The sequence below is a fragment of the Chitinophaga tropicalis genome (genome assembly GCF_009758205.1).
Taxonomy (GTDB): Bacteria; Bacteroidota; Bacteroidia; order Chitinophagales; family Chitinophagaceae; genus Chitinophaga; species Chitinophaga tropicalis.
The window spans coordinates 69,253-86,866 of record NZ_WRXN01000005.1; the positions used below are offsets into that span (position 1 = coordinate 69,253).

General features: G+C 45.6%; 14 protein-coding genes. 5 read left to right on the top strand and 9 right to left on the bottom strand.

All coding sequences use genetic code 11. The features are described from left to right. The first annotated feature begins 117 nt into the window (after positions 1-117). Positions 118-2,343, top strand: coding sequence for a putative Ig domain-containing protein (locus GO493_RS12855; RefSeq protein WP_157306583.1), 2,226 nt, complete (start codon positions 118-120; stop codon positions 2,341-2,343). Positions 2,344-2,354: 11 nt separating this feature from the next. Next, positions 2,355-4,880 carry an alpha-L-arabinofuranosidase C-terminal domain-containing protein gene (locus tag GO493_RS12860; RefSeq protein ID WP_157306584.1) on the top strand — a complete coding sequence of 842 codons (2,526 nt, stop codon included), beginning with the start codon at positions 2,355-2,357 and terminating at the stop codon, positions 4,878-4,880. An 83-nt stretch (positions 4,881-4,963) separates the two neighbouring features. On the opposite strand, the gene dusB is transcribed toward GO493_RS12860, so the two are convergent. Both dusB and GO493_RS12870 read right to left on the bottom strand, forming a co-directional pair. Continuing rightward, positions 4,964-6,001 carry a tRNA dihydrouridine synthase DusB gene (gene dusB, locus GO493_RS12865; RefSeq protein WP_157306585.1) on the bottom strand — a complete coding sequence of 346 codons (1,038 nt, stop codon included), beginning with the start codon at positions 5,999-6,001 and terminating at the stop codon, positions 4,964-4,966. Between the two features lie 119 nt (positions 6,002-6,120). After that, positions 6,121-7,230, bottom strand: a complete 1,110-nt coding sequence (locus GO493_RS12870; protein ID WP_157306586.1) for a suppressor of fused domain protein — start codon at positions 7,228-7,230, stop codon at positions 6,121-6,123. Between the two features lie 228 nt (positions 7,231-7,458). Here GO493_RS12870 and GO493_RS12875 point away from each other — a divergent pair, with 228 nt between their 5' ends. After that, positions 7,459-8,790, top strand: a complete 1,332-nt coding sequence (locus GO493_RS12875) for a DEAD/DEAH box helicase (protein ID WP_157306587.1) — start codon at positions 7,459-7,461, stop codon at positions 8,788-8,790. Between the two features lie 39 nt (positions 8,791-8,829). Here GO493_RS12875 and GO493_RS12880 read toward each other — a convergent pair whose 3' ends face one another. From GO493_RS12880 to GO493_RS12890, 3 genes are all read right to left on the bottom strand, one after another. Further along, positions 8,830-9,387, bottom strand: a complete 558-nt coding sequence (locus GO493_RS12880) for an RNA ligase 1 family protein (protein ID WP_157306588.1) — start codon at positions 9,385-9,387, stop codon at positions 8,830-8,832. A 198-nt stretch (positions 9,388-9,585) separates the two neighbouring features. Then, entirely contained in the window at positions 9,586-10,266 is a 681-nt protein-coding gene (locus GO493_RS12885; protein WP_232538832.1) for a DUF481 domain-containing protein, read from the bottom strand. Positions 10,267-10,327: 61 nt separating this feature from the next. Further along, positions 10,328-11,338 (bottom strand): App1 family protein, encoded by a 1,011-nt coding sequence (locus GO493_RS12890; RefSeq protein WP_157306590.1) that lies wholly within the window; start codon positions 11,336-11,338, stop codon positions 10,328-10,330. Between the two features lie 48 nt (positions 11,339-11,386). Here GO493_RS12890 and GO493_RS12895 point away from each other — a divergent pair, with 48 nt between their 5' ends. Further along, on the top strand, positions 11,387-12,292 hold the full coding sequence (locus GO493_RS12895) for a diacylglycerol/lipid kinase family protein (RefSeq protein WP_157306591.1): 906 nt from the start codon (positions 11,387-11,389) through the stop codon (positions 12,290-12,292). Between the two features lie 342 nt (positions 12,293-12,634). Here GO493_RS12895 and GO493_RS12900 read toward each other — a convergent pair whose 3' ends face one another. The 4 genes from GO493_RS12900 to GO493_RS12915 form a co-directional block, all read right to left on the bottom strand. After that, positions 12,635-13,855 (bottom strand): L-lactate MFS transporter, encoded by a 1,221-nt coding sequence (locus GO493_RS12900; RefSeq protein WP_157306592.1) that lies wholly within the window; start codon positions 13,853-13,855, stop codon positions 12,635-12,637. A gap of 163 nt (positions 13,856-14,018) precedes the next feature. Next, positions 14,019-14,198 (bottom strand): hypothetical protein, encoded by a 180-nt coding sequence (locus GO493_RS12905; protein WP_157306593.1) that lies wholly within the window; start codon positions 14,196-14,198, stop codon positions 14,019-14,021. 30 nt (positions 14,199-14,228) lie between these two features. After that, positions 14,229-14,411 carry a hypothetical protein gene (locus GO493_RS12910; RefSeq protein WP_157306594.1) on the bottom strand — a complete coding sequence of 61 codons (183 nt, stop codon included), beginning with the start codon at positions 14,409-14,411 and terminating at the stop codon, positions 14,229-14,231. After that, entirely contained in the window at positions 14,389-14,868 is a 480-nt protein-coding gene (locus GO493_RS12915; protein ID WP_157306595.1) for a PIN domain-containing protein, read from the bottom strand. The genes GO493_RS12910 and GO493_RS12915 overlap by 23 nt, the downstream gene beginning before the upstream one ends. A gap of 299 nt (positions 14,869-15,167) precedes the next feature. On the opposite strand from GO493_RS12915, the gene GO493_RS12920 reads away from it, so the two are divergent. Next, on the top strand, positions 15,168-17,606 hold the full coding sequence (locus GO493_RS12920; protein WP_157306596.1) for a carboxylesterase family protein: 2,439 nt from the start codon (positions 15,168-15,170) through the stop codon (positions 17,604-17,606). The last annotated feature ends 8 nt before the right edge of the window (positions 17,607-17,614 follow it).

Genomic DNA, 17,614 nt, shown 5'->3' on the forward strand with positions numbered 1-17,614 from the left:
TTTTAAGCGTTTTTAGCAACAAATTCAATATGAAATAATTATTATTTTGTTTAAATCTGCTCATCATCTGCCAAAATGTGTAAATGTGCCGGGAACTGATAGCCGTAATTTGCATACATGCGGTACATTTTATTCTTCTTACCAATCCTTCTGCTCTGTAACCGTGGCATCAGTCAGCACAAAGGCGCCATACACATTTCATCCGCCCGCTTCTGTACCGGCGACGATCCCGGCTGGAAAGGCCCTTCTTTTGACGACAGTTCATGGAAGAACATCATTCCCGGAAAGGTATGGCAATCACAGGGATATCCCGACTATCATGGTTTTGCCTGGTACAGGGTACACTTCATACTGCCTTCTTCCATGAAGAATAATGCGCACTGGAAAGACAGTCTGCGTATCTTCCTGGCCAATGTGAACGATGTGGACGAGACTTTCCTGAATGGTGTAAAGATAGGGCAAACAGGCTCATTGCCGGAAGATGCAGGTGGTTATGTCAGCAAATGGCCTTATACCAGGTCATATCATTTGCCGGTGGCTCATCCTTCCATACGCTGGGACAAAGAAAATGTGCTGGCTATCCGTGTATATGACGGAGGTGGTACAGGCGGTATTTTTATGGGCTCTCCTTTTATTGATATACTGGAGAGAACGGATGGTCTTACTATCCGCACCAACAGTGACAGCATTCGCTATGAGCCTGCAACAGCAGCTATGCCTGTTAAGATCATCAACAGGTTTAACACTGTTATTAAAGGTACCTTTGCATACACCATTCACGATATATCTAGCGGTAAAACATATACTACAAACAGCATAAACCTACAATTGTCTCCCTTCGGTGAAAAACAGGTATGGGTCAATACACCACATAAAGACGGTATACGCTGCAATTACCGTTTTACAGAAACAGGTACTGGTTTACAGATAACTGATACCCTCTCCCTACCTTACCTGCTCACACCTCCTACTCCCGACGCACCGCGTATTAACAATGCACCTGTTTTGGGTGTGAGGCCCGGCCACCCGTTGCTTTTCCGGATAGCGGCCACTGGTAAGGCTCCGCTTACCTATCATGCCACAGGTCTTCCTGAAGGAGTAGTCCTTGATACCGGCACCGGTATCCTGACGGGCATCATCTCCCTTAAAGGTAATTACACCATTCAACTTACTGTCAACAATAAATATGGCGCTGCCAGGCAATCTTTCCTTGTCAAGGCTGGCAGCCTGCTTTCCCTCACCCCTCCTATGGGTTGGAACAGCTGGAATTGCTGGGGGCTCAGTGTAAGTGAAGAAAAAGTAAAAAGCTCTGCGCAAGCGTTGCTGGATAAAGGGCTGGCAGGCCATGGCTGGTCTTACATCAATATTGACGACGGCTGGCAGGCAGCGCAACGTACTACCAGCGGTAAATTGCTGCCTAATAATAAGTTCCCGGATATAAAAGGACTGGGCGACTGGCTACATACACATGGCCTGAAGTTCGGAATATATTCTTCTCCCGGCACTATCACCTGTGGCGGTTACCTGGGCTCTCTGGGGTATGAGGAACAGGACGCTGCCCTGTATGCACAATGGGGTGTTGACTATCTGAAATATGACTGGTGCAGCTATGACCAGGTAGTGTTGAATGACACCACCACTGCAGCTTACAAAAAACCTTTCTTTGTTATGCAACAGGCGCTTCGCCGTCATAACAGGGACATTGTATATAACCTTTGCCAGTATGGAATGAAGCAGGTATGGCAGTGGGGACCGTCAACAGATGCTCAGAGCTGGCGTACAACAGAAGATATTGAGGACACCTGGCAAAGTCTTTATGACATCGGGTTTCATCAACATGCTTTATATCCCTGGGCTGGCCCGGGGAAATGGAATGATCCGGACATGATGATAGTGGGCCAGGTAGGCTGGGGTGAAAGCCTGCATCCTACGCGGCTGACGCCGGATGAACAATATACGCATGTAAGTCTCTGGTGCCTGCTTTCCGCCCCCCTTCTTATAGGTTGCGATATCAGTAAGCTGGATGCGTTCACCCTTAACCTTCTTACAAACGATGAAGTACTGGCGGTTGACCAGGATACGCTGGGTAAACAGGCACGGCGTATCATCTACACTCCGCAGCAACAGGTATGGGTAAAAGAACTGGCTGACGGCAGTAAAGCGATTGGTATCTTCAACATGGACACAAAGTACAGGGACATTGCCATCAGCTGGAAGGCCCTGGGGCTACCGGCAGCGCAAAGAGTGAGGAACCTGTGGACACAGAAAGATCTGGAGCTGATCAAAGAAGGCTATAAAGCACGCATACCCCCTCATGGGGTGTTATTATTGAAAACGAAATAATTCTACTGCTGATGAATAAATTATCTGTTCTTATTCTTCCCTGTATGCTGTACAGTCTTTCCGGCCACTCACAGCAAAAGGCCGTGATCACTGTAAATACAGCAGAAACGGCAGCCGTTGTTCCCGCCACTTTGCATGGGATATTCTTTGAAGAGATCAGTCATGCGGGAGAAGGTGGTTTATACGCTGAAATGGTGCAGAACAGGGGTTTTGAAGAGAGCCGTATTCCGGCAGGTACAAAACTGGAAAACGGTTTTCTTGTGCCCACTCCTTCCAAACCACATTTTATGCTGCAGCCGCAACCCTCTGACTGGAAGCTGGAATGGCCTTATAACAGCCAATGGCCAGCATGGCATATGGAGACGTCCGGCAATGCCACTATGCAGTTACAGCTTACCCAACGTCGTCCATTAAACGAAGCAACGCCCAATTCCTTGCAGATAAGCATCAGCAAGGCAGAAGAAAAAGGCAGGGCGGCGATTGTGAATGAAGGCTTCTGGGGTATGAACGCTATAGCCGGAGATGTTTATAATCTGTCTTTCTATCTTCGTACAGATAACAATTTCAAGGGTCCTCTTACTGTTTCCCTGCAAACAGCAGACAATAAGATACTTGCTTCTCATACTTTTACCGGCACCCGTCATCCATTGTGGAAGAAATACAGCTGTCAGCTTGTACCTGCGCAATCTGATCCTAAAGCTAAGCTGGTATTATCTTTTGGCAGCGGCGGCACATGCTGGCTGGACTTTGTGTCCCTCTTTCCTGCAAAGACATTCAAAGGCCGCGTTAATGGCCTGAGAAATGATATAGCTTCCCTGATAGACAGTCTTCGTCCATCTTTTATACGCTGGCCGGGAGGTTGTTTTGTAGAAGGTATTACTATAGAAAGTGCTCCCAACTGGAAAAATACGATAGGCCCGGTGGAAAAAAGACCCGGTACTTTCAGTCCCTGGGGATATTGGAGCAGTGATGGTTTAGGTTATCATGAATATCTGCAGTTCTGTGAAGATGTTCATGCAGATGCACTCTTTGTTTTCAATGCCGGTGTTTCATGTGAATACCGCAGCGGTACATTTGTACCGGATGACAGTATCGCTCCTTACATTCAGAATGCGCTGGACGCTATAGAGTATGCTATTGGCCCGGTTACCTCTACCTGGGGCAGAGTTAGGGCGGAGAACGGTCATCCGGCGCCTTTCCCGCTGAAATATGTGGAGGTAGGGAACGAGCAGCATGGCCCCCGTTACGCTAAACGTTACAATGTCTTTTATGATGCCATCCATCAACGTTATCCTGATATCACCATCATGGCCAGCATGGGTATTGGAGATGTGAACAAACATACGCTGGACAGTATGAAAAAAGTAGATATGGTGGATGAGCATGCCTATAAAGATGCGTTCTGGAGTGTGCGAAATTTCGATCACTTCGATAAATATAAGAGGGGGCGCTGGGATATGTATGTAGGAGAATATGCTACCAATGCAGGTGTGGGCGCCGGCAATATGAGGGCTGCCCTTAGCGATGCCATTTATATTCTCAGTATGGAAAAGAATGCTGACCTGGTGAAAATGTCTTCCTATGCTCCCCTGCTGGTCAACGAGAATGATGTGGACTGGCCGGTAAACCTTATTCACTATGATGCCTCCAGGTCTTTTGCCCGCATTTCTTACTATGCAATAAAAATGCTGTCGGAAAATAAAGCGGCTGTCAACTACCCGACTTCTGTTAACATTCTGAAAGACAGTAATCCCGCTCCTGCTTTCAGCGGAGGTATAGGACTGGGTACATGGGATACACAGGCGGAATACAAGGATATTAAAGTAACCAGCAGTAATAAGGTGTTGTATGAGAACAGAACGGGCGACTGGACCTTTCCTCGTGGTAAATGGAACGTATCTGGCAGCAGCCTGGCGCAGACAGCAGAAGGCGCTCAGTTGCTGGCCATGTTAAAGGGCCATTCGTTCGATACTTATACGCTTACCCTGAAAGCGCGTAAAACAGGTGGAATTAACGCCTTTACCATTCCCTTTGCTGTCATTGACTCAAACACTTACAAAAGAGCGCATATAGGCTCCTGGTACAACAGTAATTGCGTTTTTGAGAGCGTGACCCAAGGGTATAATGTAGTGGATATTACTAACCAGAAGAGGATAAAGCCTGTGGAAACCGGCAGGTGGTATGATATACGGCTGGAAGTAGGAAAAGAGAAAGTGGATTGTTACCTGGATAATCAGCTGATCATGACGTATGAACCGCCGCAACAGTTCTTTGCCATTGCGGGGAAAGATGTGAACGGGGATGTTGTTATTAAAATAGTGAATGGTTATGATATACCAGTACCAGCTATCTTTCAGATAGACGGGGTGGCCGATGAAGCTGTGGTCACTACATTAAAGGCAGGTAGTACTGAGGCAGAAAATTCTTTTAATGCACCGGCGGCATATGTTCCCGGCATCAGTGTCATAGACTTCCGGAAAGAGTGGCAGGCGCCACCTTATTCTATCAATGTGATCAGGCTGAAGAAGAAATTGTAGATAAAAACTGCACAAAAAAACGCTTTTGCCGGAGGTAAAAGCGTTTTTTTGTGCAGGAGGTGTATACCGGCCTCCGGCCGGCACTATAAAGAGCAATTTTCGTGATAATTGATCAGCTCAATGGGCTGTTGTTCAAACTGGAATCCGTCATAGGCAAGCTGTACTTCATCCAGCGCGGCAATTATTTCCTGCGGATCTGTGGGAGTGGCCAGCTTGCTGCGGAAAGCCTTGAAATCAGGCAGTCCTTTGAGGTATGTGAAGTAGTGCTTTCTCATGGCGTAGGCACCGGCTACCGGTCCGCGCCATTCCAGCGATTTTTCAAGCTGCCGTTTACATACCGCAATACGCTCTGCCAGAGTGGGGGCGGGCAGTAATTCTCCAGTCTGCATATAGTGTTTTACTTCCCGGAAAAGCCAGGGATAGCCTATTGCAGCCCGTCCTATCATGATGCCATCTACTCCGTAGCGGTTCTTATACTCCAGTGCTTTCTGCGGGCTGTCAATATCTCCGTTACCGAAGATGGGAATATGTATTCCGGGGTTATTCTTTACTTTGGCGATCAGCTCCCAGTTGGCTGTGCCTTTATACATCTGGCAGCGGGTACGGCCGTGGATGGCCAGGGCTTTGATTCCCACGTCCTGCAGGCGTTCTGCTACTTCTTCTATATTTTTGGTGTCTTCGTCCCATCCCAGCCTGGTTTTTACGGTAACCGGCAGGTTGGTGGCCTTTACGCAGGCGGCGGTGAGCCTTACCATCAGGTCTACATTCTTCAATACCCCTGATCCGGCCCCCCTGCTGACGATTCCTTTAATGGGGCAGCCAAAGTTGATATCCAGCAGGTCAGGTCTGGTCATATCTACTATCCTGGCAGCCATGGAGAGTTTTCCTTCGTCGCCGCCAAAGATCTGTACTCCTACCGGTCTTTCTTCGCCATAGATCTCCAGGCGTCTCCGGCATTTGTCTGTATCGCCTACCAGACCTTCACTGGAGATAAACTCTGTATACATGAGGTCGGCCCCGTTCTCTTTGCATACCACACGGAAAGGCGGATCGCTCACGTCTTCCATGGGCGCCAGTAATAAAGGAAAATCAGGCAGTATGATATTATCGATCTTGACCATATTGTTCCGGAAGCCGCAAAATTACTGCAAAAAGGGCATTTTCTGCTGTTCTTAACCGTGGAAAGCAAAAGGGCGTACCAAAACTGGTACGCCCTCTGAATAATTTTTCCGAACATTCATTATATAATTTCCTGCCTTCTTTTTACAATATGTGTAATATCTTCTTCGATCATTTTCTCCAGCAACTCATATCCTCCATTCGCTTTGCGGTGTGCAAACTCTCTTTCTGCCAGTGTTACCGGGCTGGCCCAGAAAAGGTTCACTTTGTCTCCGTACATCTCGGGTAATTCAATGCTTTCTCCTGTATACAGGGCGGAAGACAGTACCAGGCTTTCAAAAGGCGCGGGCAGTTTGGCGGAGCCGATGGTATGTCCTTCTCCCAGCCAGCTGATATGCCTCCAGGGGATGTCGGCAATGACAGAAAGTCCTTCTGCCATTTTCTTGATCTCATCTTCTGTATAATCCAGTTTGCTGACGGCCAGTGCCAGTTCCATTCTACGATAAGCAGGGGCATTGTTGCTATACAGGTGGGATACCCAGGGCATGGGGCGGATGCTCACTCCCATTGTCAGGAAGTAAATGATATTATCTTTTTCGAATTTACCCAATGCCATAGGGGGCCATTGGTTATTATCGATGGCAAAATATTGCAGCATCTTGCCGAAGTACCGCTCGTATGTATTGATGAAATTCTGCTGAATGGGCGTCCACTGGGGCTCTGTAGTATCTTCCCACATGCGTCTGAAGCTAACTGCTTCTGCCACACGCTCATACTGTTCATTTCTGCCTCTTTCTCCCAGGGGGAATACCAGTCCGTTAGCGTCGGCTTCAGTACAATCTGCTGCATAGGCCACCGGTTCGTCTTCGTAGAGGCTCCAGCCTGGTATTACGCCAAGAACGTCCCCGTCATACAGCACAGCAGCTCCGTCTTCTTCCGGGAACCATACTATAGACAGGCGTTCTGCCTGCAGAGGTTCTTTTCCGCCGGGATGGTTGCAGAGGGAGGCCTGCAGCATGGGAGCCATACCATTCACCATTGCTTCGCTGTCTCGCTTAAGGGGGCCTGGTTTAAGATTACGCAGCCAGCAGGCCCGCATTTTATACTTCCTGCTTTGTAATTCTGCAGGATAAAGATAAAAGTAGGCAGTCCGCTCATCCTGCTCTACTACCGCATACAATGTATGACGGCTGTTTGGCTCTTCCGCCAGTACGATAGGTCCGTCGTTCATAATGTATGCAAGATAATTACTTATTATTAATAAGTATTTGAATGTTTGCACCACTTTAACTGCTGCACTACCAAATATTTGATGTACCTTTGCGTCACTTTTATTCTCTTGCTCTCCTACTTTTGTAGTTACCCTTCAAAAAATTGTGCAGGCTTGCGAGTAAGGCAGGTAAAGTATCATCTCCTGATTGATAGCCTTACCAACATTTTTCATTAAAAATTTAAGACTTTGTCATTTGAACAACTCAGGCTCATTGAGCCGGTGCTGAAAGCGCTTGAAAATGAAGGCTACACTGCACCTACACCCATCCAGCAACAGGCAATACCATATGTGCTTGAAAAAAGGGACCTCCTTGGATGTGCCCAGACAGGTACAGGAAAAACAGCCGCCTTTGCCATTCCGTTACTACAACTGATGCACCAGGACCAATCTGCAGTACGTAAAGGTCCCCGTAATATCAGGGCCCTTATCTTAACGCCTACACGCGAACTCGCTATACAGATACAGGAAAGCTTCGTAGCTTACGGGAAATTCCTTGACCTGAAAAGCCTGGTGATATTCGGCGGCGTTTCACAACATCCGCAAACAGAAGCCCTGAAAAAAGGGGTTGACATATTGATAGCCACTCCTGGCAGGCTGCTGGACCTTATCAGCCAGAACTACATCACGCTCAGGGATATTAAATACTTTGTGCTGGATGAAGCAGACAGGATGCTGGATATGGGTTTTGTACACGATGTAAAACGTGTGATCATCAAACTGCCTGAACAGAGGCAAACACTTTTCTTCTCAGCGACCATGCCTCCGGAAATCCAGACACTGGCAAATGCCATTCTGAAAAACCCGGCCAAAGTAGAGGTAACGCCTGTTTCTTCTACAGCAGAGACCATCACCCAATCTGTTTACTTTGTGAATAAACAGGATAAACGCAGCCTGCTGCTACATATCCTTAAAGATCAGTCTATCCGTACAGTACTGGTATTTACCCGTACCAAGCACGGAGCAGATAAAGTGGTGAAAGATCTTAACAAAGCAGAGATCACCGCGGAAGCTATTCACGGCAACAAATCGCAGAATGCCCGCCAGCGTGCATTGAATAATTTCAAATCACAACAGACACGGGTACTTGTAGCTACAGACATCGCGGCGAGAGGTATAGATATTGATGACCTTACACACGTGATCAACTATGAACTGCCGAATGTTCCGGAAACATATGTACACCGTATAGGCCGTACCGGCCGTGCAGGAGCAAATGGTATTGCTATTTCCTTCTGCGAAGGTGAAGAAAAGGCTTACCTGAAAGATATCCTTAAACTGATTGCAAGAGATATTCCTGTTGTAACGGCACAGCCCTTCCACAACGGAGACAGCCTCTCTGCTCCTGTTATAGCGCCGCCTTCACAGAAGAAGCCGCAGCATCCGAGGAATAAGAAAGGAGGTTTCTCACATAACCGTCAGGGACATGTTACTCCCCGTCATCAGAAAGACAGTGGGAAAGGTCAGCCAGCTCATGGCCATGGGCAGCAGAGACAAAAACAGAAACAAACATCGAATTAAAATAGAAAAAGGAGGTTGTCTGAGATAACCTCCTTTTTTTTACCATTTAAAACCGAAGTCGCGGCGTTTTATTTTGCACATCCTTCCATCAGGATGATGAAATACAACTCCTTCCCCTTTAAAAGTTTCCAGGAAAGATCTTATTCCTTCAAAAGTTCTTGGGAAATCATTGTACGCGCTATTACCATGTGCAATAAGCGTATGCTCACTTACGCCATCTTTGTTGCTATTTACCTTAGGGCCGATCAGCTCGTAAGTGCCGTCTGGCAGTATACCTCCGGCAGATGCATGTTTCATGCCTTCTACAAAGTATTTATCTTCCGGCTTTCCGGTTACTTCCAGCCAGCCAGGCCAGTGCCCGGTGATCGGGTCAGGTTCCTGTGCAGGAATAAAACCATCAGGAGGTGTTTTTCCTTTCTTTGCATCGTACCTTTTAAACATCGCACCTTCTTTAATCATACAACATGTGCCATCCCATTTGTGGGTTGCAATGCCTTCTCCGGCCAGCACCCATTCACAACCGGGATTCACTTCGTTCATTACCGGGTTGTTAGGTAAACCGTTGTCACGCTTAAACAGCGTTGGAATCTTTTTCATTACAAACTATTTTTCAATGGCATAAAAAAAGCCCGCCAGGTATACCAGGCGGGCGTAAATGCGTTTTAAGCAATATCATACCATAGCCTGATCACACTCCTGCAGAGAGTAATAATACTGGCTTTGATATTGAGTTGCTATTTTCATGAATGCAAATGTATAAACATTTTTAATATTATAAAATTTATTCCACATACTTCACCAATATTTCTCAACCGTCAGTCCATATGTCATCAACAGGTTCTCCCTTCCTGTGCGGTTTAGCTTATTATATGTTAATGTAGCGGTAATACTTAACCACTTCCTCAGTGCTATAGCAAGATTTGAAGTAGAACGAATATTAAAATCACTTCCGTGGGATAAAGAGTTTTGCAGGAAATGAGTTCCGTCAATAGTTACAATATCATGGATTACGAACTTATATGCCACTCTGAATGAATTTCTGAAAGTATGATAGACATCTCTTATAGTATCTTCCAGGAACAGATCACTGTTTTCAAACAGGATACCATCACTTAATGACAGATATGCCTTCTTCCGGTCAAGAATATTATAGGCAATACCCGCACCTCCCTGGAAGCGGTCGTTGATCTTCAGGGAAGTACTTTTGTCATAACTGGCCAGTCCCCAGTAATAGATCTGTCTCACAGCCCTGAAGAGGTTGAAATCCATTGCGGTAGAGAGGTCGTTATTTGTAAGCACTCCATCCTGCTCTCCATATACCCATCCGCCGCTTGCATTCAGCGCTATCTTCTTTTTGCTGACTCCCAGTTTGAAATTATTACTCAACAGGTAAGATCTTCCATCCTGGGTTCTGTTAACAGAACCAGTGGAGGCATATTTTCCGTAATAATGAACGGAATCACTGAATTGTGCCATTGCAGCGCTACATAATAAAATACCAATCAATAAAAGCAAAACACGTTTCATAATGTATACACTAACTGATCAATCCTATTTCCCTTGAATGCGCAATAGCTTCCCGGCTATGTTTAAAGTAGCAGCATGGGATGCCTCTACTTTCTACCTCTCCCAGCACCTGTGCTACTGCTGTTTTCCTGCTTTTCCTCACATGCCTGAGATATATAGCTACTATCTGCGGTGCAAAATGGCATGCTATTGCATGATAGATATGCGGATCTTCCTGCGAATCATCTCCCAGCAGAATGAACCTCATATGGGGGTAATGTTTCAGGATACGGCTGATCCTCGTAAATTTTGTAGCATGTTTCTGCTGGCCACTTTTCAGCAGTAAATGAAACGGTTTCAGCTGACTTAAAAGGAAAACGCCTTCCGGCATCCTGTTCATCCTGCAGAATTCCAGGATATAGGCGTACAGGTTCCATTCACTGCTGGACACATAAAAGAATGGCCGGGGCACAAAGCCTTTATGTCCCGTATTGCTCAGTAACTGGTAGTGACGTACCACTCCTTCAAAAGGTTTCCGTGTACGGGAGTTTCGGGTAAACAATTCTTTCAGTCGCCGGAGGATCTTTGAAGAATGTGATACCAGGAAGGTATCGTCAATATCGGAGATACATCCATATTCTGTACGGTGTGGAATTATCACTACACCATCTGCTTTGGTAACCGGGCCAGGTTCCACATTTACGATGGTGACTTCCACTTTGTGATGACCGGCTTCCGGCATTTTTGCGGGCCTCCATTGGATATGAAAAAAACCGTCTGTCTCTGTAACAGCCTCTGCTATTTCATTGTTCCACTGCATCTGTACACGGGCTCCGGCACGGGGTTTTACTATAAAAAGGCGCATCAGTGCAAGTATATTAAAGAGAAAGAAGCGGCTGTAACGGGTTTCAGGCAATGGCCCTCTGTCCAGTACATGTCCGAAGATCTCCAGCTGCTCCACCCCTCCAAATCCGTGGTAAAGCTTTATATGGGTCCTTCCCTCCAGTCCGAGCCAATGTAGAATTTTATTCCTCGACAACATCAGGCGCTTATTTTGCAATGAAAGGTAAGTCATCTACCACCAAACCACATGGCGCAACAATCACCTATGCGGCTACTCTTTGTTATCAATCCACTATCGGGCGGCAAAAAAAAGGCCGATCCTGAAGTATTGATCACAAATTATTTTGCCGAAAGAACGGAAGAGATCAGCATTTTTCATCTTGACCAGCCACAGGAAGAGCTTTCAGCATATATTAAAAAATGCCGGCCGGATTGTGTTATTGCTGTTGGTGGAGATGGCACTGTGAAGCTGGTAGCTGAACAATTGCTGAATACGGATATTCCCATGGGTATTCTTCCTGCCGGTTCTGCCAATGGCATGGCAGCAGAGCTCTCCCTTCCAGGTGATGGACAACAGGCGCTGGAACTCATTACACAACCCGTCCGGATAAGAGAGATAGATGTGATCAGCATCCGAACCAATAATACGCCTGATCATATCTGTATTCACCTGAGCGATATGGGATTAAATGCTCTTCTTGTAAAGAACTTTGAACAAAGAGGCATAAGGGGCAAACTTGGATATGCGCTCTCTACGTTTAAAACCTTTACACAGAAAAAGCTGCTGGAAGTACAGATAGAAAACGGTAAGTTCATTATATCCCGTAAGGCTTATATGATAGTTCTTGCCAATGCCAGGATGTATGGCACCGGCGCCAGTATCAATCCTGATGGTAACTTATCTGACGGGGTGTTTGAAGTGGTGATACTGCGTAAGCTCTCTTTCTTTGAGTTGTTGAAGATGCTGTTCCGTCACAGACCATTTGACCCTAAGAAAACAGAGATCATACCTGCGAGCCAGGTGAATATTATCAGCCTGAAAAAAGCGCATTTCCAGGTGGATGGTGAGTATCTGGGAAAGAGCAGCCAGGTGATTGCGACGATATTGCCAAGAGCGTTGAAAGTAATTGTACCAGGAGAGAAGAGTAGTTAACTTCTTATAAACTATATTCCCGGAAAGTCAAATTCTCATTTCCTATAACAATAACCACAGGGCTTCCCATTTCCCATCGCTATCGCCTCTCTCACCGTTACTTCTTCTATTTTATGTGTACACCTTCTCAAACCGCTACACATTTTTCTGTGATAAGCATAGCTTGTTCCCGATTTACATATAAAAACTGTTTCTACGCTGGCAGAGATTGTATCATGTCCAGTGACTGATATGAGGATAAAAAGCATTGATAGTATTACACAGATATACTTTTTCATAAGTGGGGGTTATTTTCCAAAAATAAGGAATAATTATAAAAAGCCGGATTGACCGGCTTTAGCTTTACTCACGTATCCTTTTAATCTCTCTTTTCAATAGTAACGAGAACACTAATGCTACTGCTAATAGTGCGCCGAAACTGTATAATGTCCCGTTGTAACTATTAGCTGTACTCCTGGTAAAAGCGGCGAACAGTGGACCGGCAATACCTGCGGCAGCCCAGGCAGTCAGTATATAACCGAGGATAGCGCCAAGTTCTTTTGTACCGAACAGATCTCCTACAAAAGCTGTTGTGGAGGAGAACCCGCCTCCATAACAGGATACGATCAGGAAGATCAGGGCCTGGAACAGGAATGGGTTGGTTATACCTGGCACCAGCAGGAAAGCTATGATTTCCAGTGTAAGAAATAATGTAAATGTATTAGCCCGCCCTATATAGTCAGATAGTGTTGACCAGCCTATACGTCCGCCGCCATTGAATATACCCATGAATCCTACCATCGCGGCAGCAGCAACAGGTGATAGCCCTGCAAATTCCTGGGCCATAGGAGATGCGGCTGAGATAATAGCTATGCCACAGCTGATATTGATAAAGAACATTATCCACAGATACCAGAAACGCTTTGTTTTTACAGCTTCTTTAGCTGTTAGCTGAGAAAGATCGTCTTTCTTTACTGAGACATTATTTTCCATTCCTGACGGCAGCCATCCAGGTGGTGGTGGGGCGATGTATGATGAAGAAAGCAGGATAATGAAGAAGTAACAGGCGCCCATGATGAAAAATGTATTGGAAATACCAGCCTCTTCTATCAAAGCTACAATGACAGGGCTGCTTATGAGCGCCGCGAAGCCGAATCCCATAATGGCCAGGCCAGTGGCTAGTCCGCGTTTGTCGGGAAACCATTTTACCAGTGAAGAGATAGGTGTAATGTATCCTAATCCTAAACCGATGCCACCTATTACGCCGTAAAATAAATATAGTAGTGGTAAAGAGCCTATGTATACTGCTAATCCCGATCCTGCAATACCTACACCATAGCAAAACGCTGATAGCTGCCCCGATCTTTTGGGTCCTATCTTCTCTACATAGCTGCCAAGAAAAGCGGCGGACAGGCCTAAGAAAAATATTGCGAGGCTAAAAGTGAATTGTGTTTCTTTTAGTCCCCATCCGAGTTTTTCTATTAATGGTTTTGTGTAGACGCTCCAGGCGTAAACGGAGCCAATAGAAAGGTGTATGCCTACTGCAGAAGCGGCGATTAACCATCTGTTCCTTACTTGTTTCATAGTATGTGTTTAGAACGAGATGGAAAAGTAGGGAGGGAAATGAGGGGTAAATATGATGGCACTCAGCCAGGGGGATGACTGATATTTTTTAATAGAAAATACCGGTCACGATATTATGACCGGTATTGTACTTACATGTTAACCCAACGTCTTTTGATAAAATTTACTTTAAAGCCTGCTGTTGTTGACGTCTGTATTCTCTTTGTGCCTTTTTAAACTCCCTGCTTCCTCTTTCGAAATACCTGACCACTTCTATAGCAGATTTACCTTTAATTTCTGCGGATATTCTAGCTTTTGCTTTTCTGGCTTCTGCAATGCAGTCATAATCTTTGATTACTTCCATAAAATGTTTTTTGCGGTTGGTTTTTAAAGTTTACTTTAAAGATTCTTGTTGTTGACGTCGATGATATTCTCTTTCTTCTTTCTCAAACTCTCTACTTACCTTTCGGAGATATCTGATCTTTTTCCTAACACTCATACCTCTCATCCTTGCTGCCGATTCTGCTTTAGCTTTCCTGGCTTCTGCTATATAGTCATAATCTTTGATTGCTTCCATAAAATGTAGAGTTTAAAATTTCACGTGGTGTCCTGATATCAATCATACGATACCCCATTCTTTGGTTAATATTATTATATTGCTTGATCTTTCCTTGATTAACAATGTGCTTAAAATTCCAGCTTGCCAGTATATCTGCACCATGTAAAGTTGCCAATGCAATATGTAAAGCGTCATTGTCATCATTACGATCAAGCGCTCCAGCTTCGATGTAAGCCTTTGACAGTTTCAAAGCTTTCACTGTAATTTTAACTTCTATTTTAAATACTGTTGGTACTGTTTCTAACTGATCTATTATCTCTTTCCTGGCGGGTTTTAATTCATTTAATACCGCATTTGAATACATCATCCTCTTCACCCCTTTCCTAAACTCACCAAACAACCCCAGACTATACTCCTTAAATTGGTGGTCAAAACATCCTCCCACGACAGAAGTATCCGTATAAACTGATTTCACACGAGTTTAAATCACTATCAGGTTAACAAATTTTTTTATAAATGATTCAAAGCAGAGAGAGTCAATAATGGTGGCTCACAAACATGATAACAAAAAAGTCATTCTCTTATTGATTCAATGAAGATCACATGACTATTTTTAAAAAATTCCAACTCAATAAAAATAAGATAAGTTTTCGGTTTACATTAAATTCTATAAAAAAATTCAGAAAAACAGCCATTCCTCCCCTGCCCTCGCCATCCGTCAATATAATTTGCACTTTCCCTTCTCCGCTTCTATTTTGTTCACAAATAATTTATATGCGGAAACTTTTATTGCTCCTGGTATTGCTATTACCGGGTTACAGCATTAGGGCTCAACAGACTTATGTATTCAGGGAGGGATTGATCAGTGGTCCCTGTCATCAGTATGGCAGAACAGCATTGTTTACAGACCAGCTGGCGTGGCAGCTATCCAACGGTAAGCTGAAAGCTCCTGCTGCAGGAACTGCTTCCTTTACCAGTGAAAAAGGAGAACTGAACAACTGGCAGAACATCTCTGCCGATGCGGAAGGATCATTTGCCGGCCGCGCTATCAACAATGGTTATCTCTATGTGACTTATAACGCTTCGAAAGCACAGACAGCTATATTGAATATTGCTGGTCACCAGATGGTGTATGTTAACGGTACTCCGCATGCTGGAGATATGTACCGTTACGGCTGGATGTATGTTCCTGTACAACTGCGCCAGGGTATAAATGAGTTTTATATCCGTACCGGTCGCAGCTGGGGAAGACAAGGTATTAAAGCTAAACTGCTGTTTCCTGAAAAACCGGTATACATCAGTGTAGCTGATTCTACTATGCCGTTTGTAGTAACGGGCAATGACAACAGCCAGCTATGGGGTGCGGTAGTAGTAGTCAACACTACCAGTCAACCGCTGAAAGACCTGCAGATACAGGCTACAGTACAAGGTAAAACGATCACCACTACCCTGCCTGAAATAGCAGCGCTTACTACCCGCAAAGTAGGTTTTAAGATGGATGCTTCCGGTAACGGGGCTTCCTGCACATTGACGCTGATCAACAGGAAAGCTATCGACACCAAAACCATCGCTCTTACTACGGTAAATAATACACGTCATTACAGCAACACCTTTATCAGTGCAATTGATGGCAGTGTACAATACTACGCTGTATCACCACAGGCTAATCCTAATGGGAAAGCGCCTGCCCTCTTCCTCTCTGTTCACGGTGCTGAGGTACAGGCCATTAACCAGGCCCGCGCCTATAAAGCAAAGGACTGGGGTGTACTGGTCGCTCCAACTAACCGTCGTCCCCGTGGTTTCAACTGGGAAGACTGGGGCAGACTGGATGCATTGGAGGTATTAGACATAGCCACCGGCAGTTTCCACCCGGATCCTGAAAGGATCTATCTGACAGGGCATTCCATGGGTGGGCATGGCACCTGGTACCTGGGCGCTACCTTTGCCGGCAAGTGGGCCGCCATTGCTCCCTGTTCCGGTTATCCAACCCTGATGGGATATGGATCGGCAGACGGGCTTATTCCTGACTCTCCACGTAATAATACTGAGCAGATACTGCTCAGGGCCAGCAATCCGAGTAACACATTTAAGCTGGCAACTAACTATAAGGCAGGTGGTGTATATGTATTACATGGTGATAGTGATCATGTGGTTTCTGTTGATTATGCCCGCCAGATGAAAAATATACTGGCTAAGTTTCATCCGGATTTCAGTTATTTTGAATATCCCGGCGGGGAACACTGGTATGGAGATACCTGTGTTGACTGGGGACCGCTCTACCAATATTTCAGGTGGCATACTATTCCTGCAGATACCAGTGTAAATGAAATTGACTTCTCTACTGCCAGTCCTGCTATTTCTTCTGTGCATCACTGGATACGCATCCTGCAGCAAGAACACCCGCTGGAATACAGTCGCGTGCAACTGAGCAGGAATGCATCCCGCAGCGCCATCACCGGTACCACTACCAATACCGGTATACTGGCGCTGGACCTGAAAGATGTACCCACAGGCCATTCTCTCAGCATACAGCTGGATGGTAAACCTGCGGTGAACTATACTAAGAAAGACGGCGATACGCTGCTTTATCTTCATAACGGCGCTCAGTGGACAATTGGTAAGGCTCCGGTGGCAACAGATAAAGGTCCGCTGCGGAATGGTACATTTAAAGAAGCCTTTAATCACCATATGGTATTTGTATACAGTACGGGCGGGCAACCGGCAGAAAATGAATGGTCGCTCAGCAAAGCACGTTACGACGCAGAAACTTGGTATTACAGGGGTAATGGCGCTGTGGATATTATTGCAGATAAAGATTTTGATGCCACAAAATATCCTGACCGCGGTGTTATCATTTATGGTAATGCCAGCACTAATAAAGCCTGGAAGCAATTGCTGCAGAATGCACCGGTACAGGTAACGCGTGGTAAGGTGACAGTAGGCAGCCAGGAATACAGTGGTGAGGGGCTGGCAGCTTATTTCATGTGGCCCCGTGCTGACAGTAAAACAGCTTCTGTAGCTGTGATAGGAGGTACTGGTCTGCCAGGTATGCGTGCAGCAGATGCCAACCAGTATTTTGCCGGTGGCAGTGGATTTCCTGACTATATGATCTTCAGTACAGATCTCCTGCAGGGAAATACCAGCGCCGTTAAAACGGCTGGTTTCTTTAACAATGAATGGAAGCTGGATGAAAGTGAAATGATCAGGAACTGATCCTTATA

Bases quoted from the DNA above. Each gene is read 5' to 3' on its own strand.
- GO493_RS12855 (WP_157306583.1), top strand. From the start codon at position 118: ATGCGGTACATTTTATTCTTCTTACCAATCCTTCTGCTCTGTAACCGT.
- GO493_RS12860 (WP_157306584.1), top strand. From the start codon at position 2,355: ATGAATAAATTATCTGTTCTTATTCTTCCCTGTATGCTGTACAGTCTT.
- dusB (WP_157306585.1), bottom strand. From the start codon at position 6,001: ATGGTCAAGATCGATAATATCATACTGCCTGATTTTCCTTTATTACTG.
- GO493_RS12870 (WP_157306586.1), bottom strand. From the start codon at position 7,230: ATGAACGACGGACCTATCGTACTGGCGGAAGAGCCAAACAGCCGTCAT.
- GO493_RS12880 (WP_157306588.1), bottom strand. From the start codon at position 9,387: ATGAAAAAGATTCCAACGCTGTTTAAGCGTGACAACGGTTTACCTAAC.
- GO493_RS12885 (WP_232538832.1), bottom strand. From the start codon at position 10,266: ATGGCACAATTCAGTGATTCCGTTCATTATTACGGAAAATATGCCTCC.
- GO493_RS12890 (WP_157306590.1), bottom strand. From the start codon at position 11,338: ATGTTGTCGAGGAATAAAATTCTACATTGGCTCGGACTGGAGGGAAGG.
- GO493_RS12895 (WP_157306591.1), top strand. From the start codon at position 11,387: ATGGCGCAACAATCACCTATGCGGCTACTCTTTGTTATCAATCCACTA.
- GO493_RS12900 (WP_157306592.1), bottom strand. From the start codon at position 13,855: ATGAAACAAGTAAGGAACAGATGGTTAATCGCCGCTTCTGCAGTAGGC.
- GO493_RS12905 (WP_157306593.1), bottom strand. From the start codon at position 14,198: ATGGAAGTAATCAAAGATTATGACTGCATTGCAGAAGCCAGAAAAGCA.
- GO493_RS12910 (WP_157306594.1), bottom strand. From the start codon at position 14,411: ATGGAAGCAATCAAAGATTATGACTATATAGCAGAAGCCAGGAAAGCT.
- GO493_RS12920 (WP_157306596.1), top strand. From the start codon at position 15,168: ATGCGGAAACTTTTATTGCTCCTGGTATTGCTATTACCGGGTTACAGC.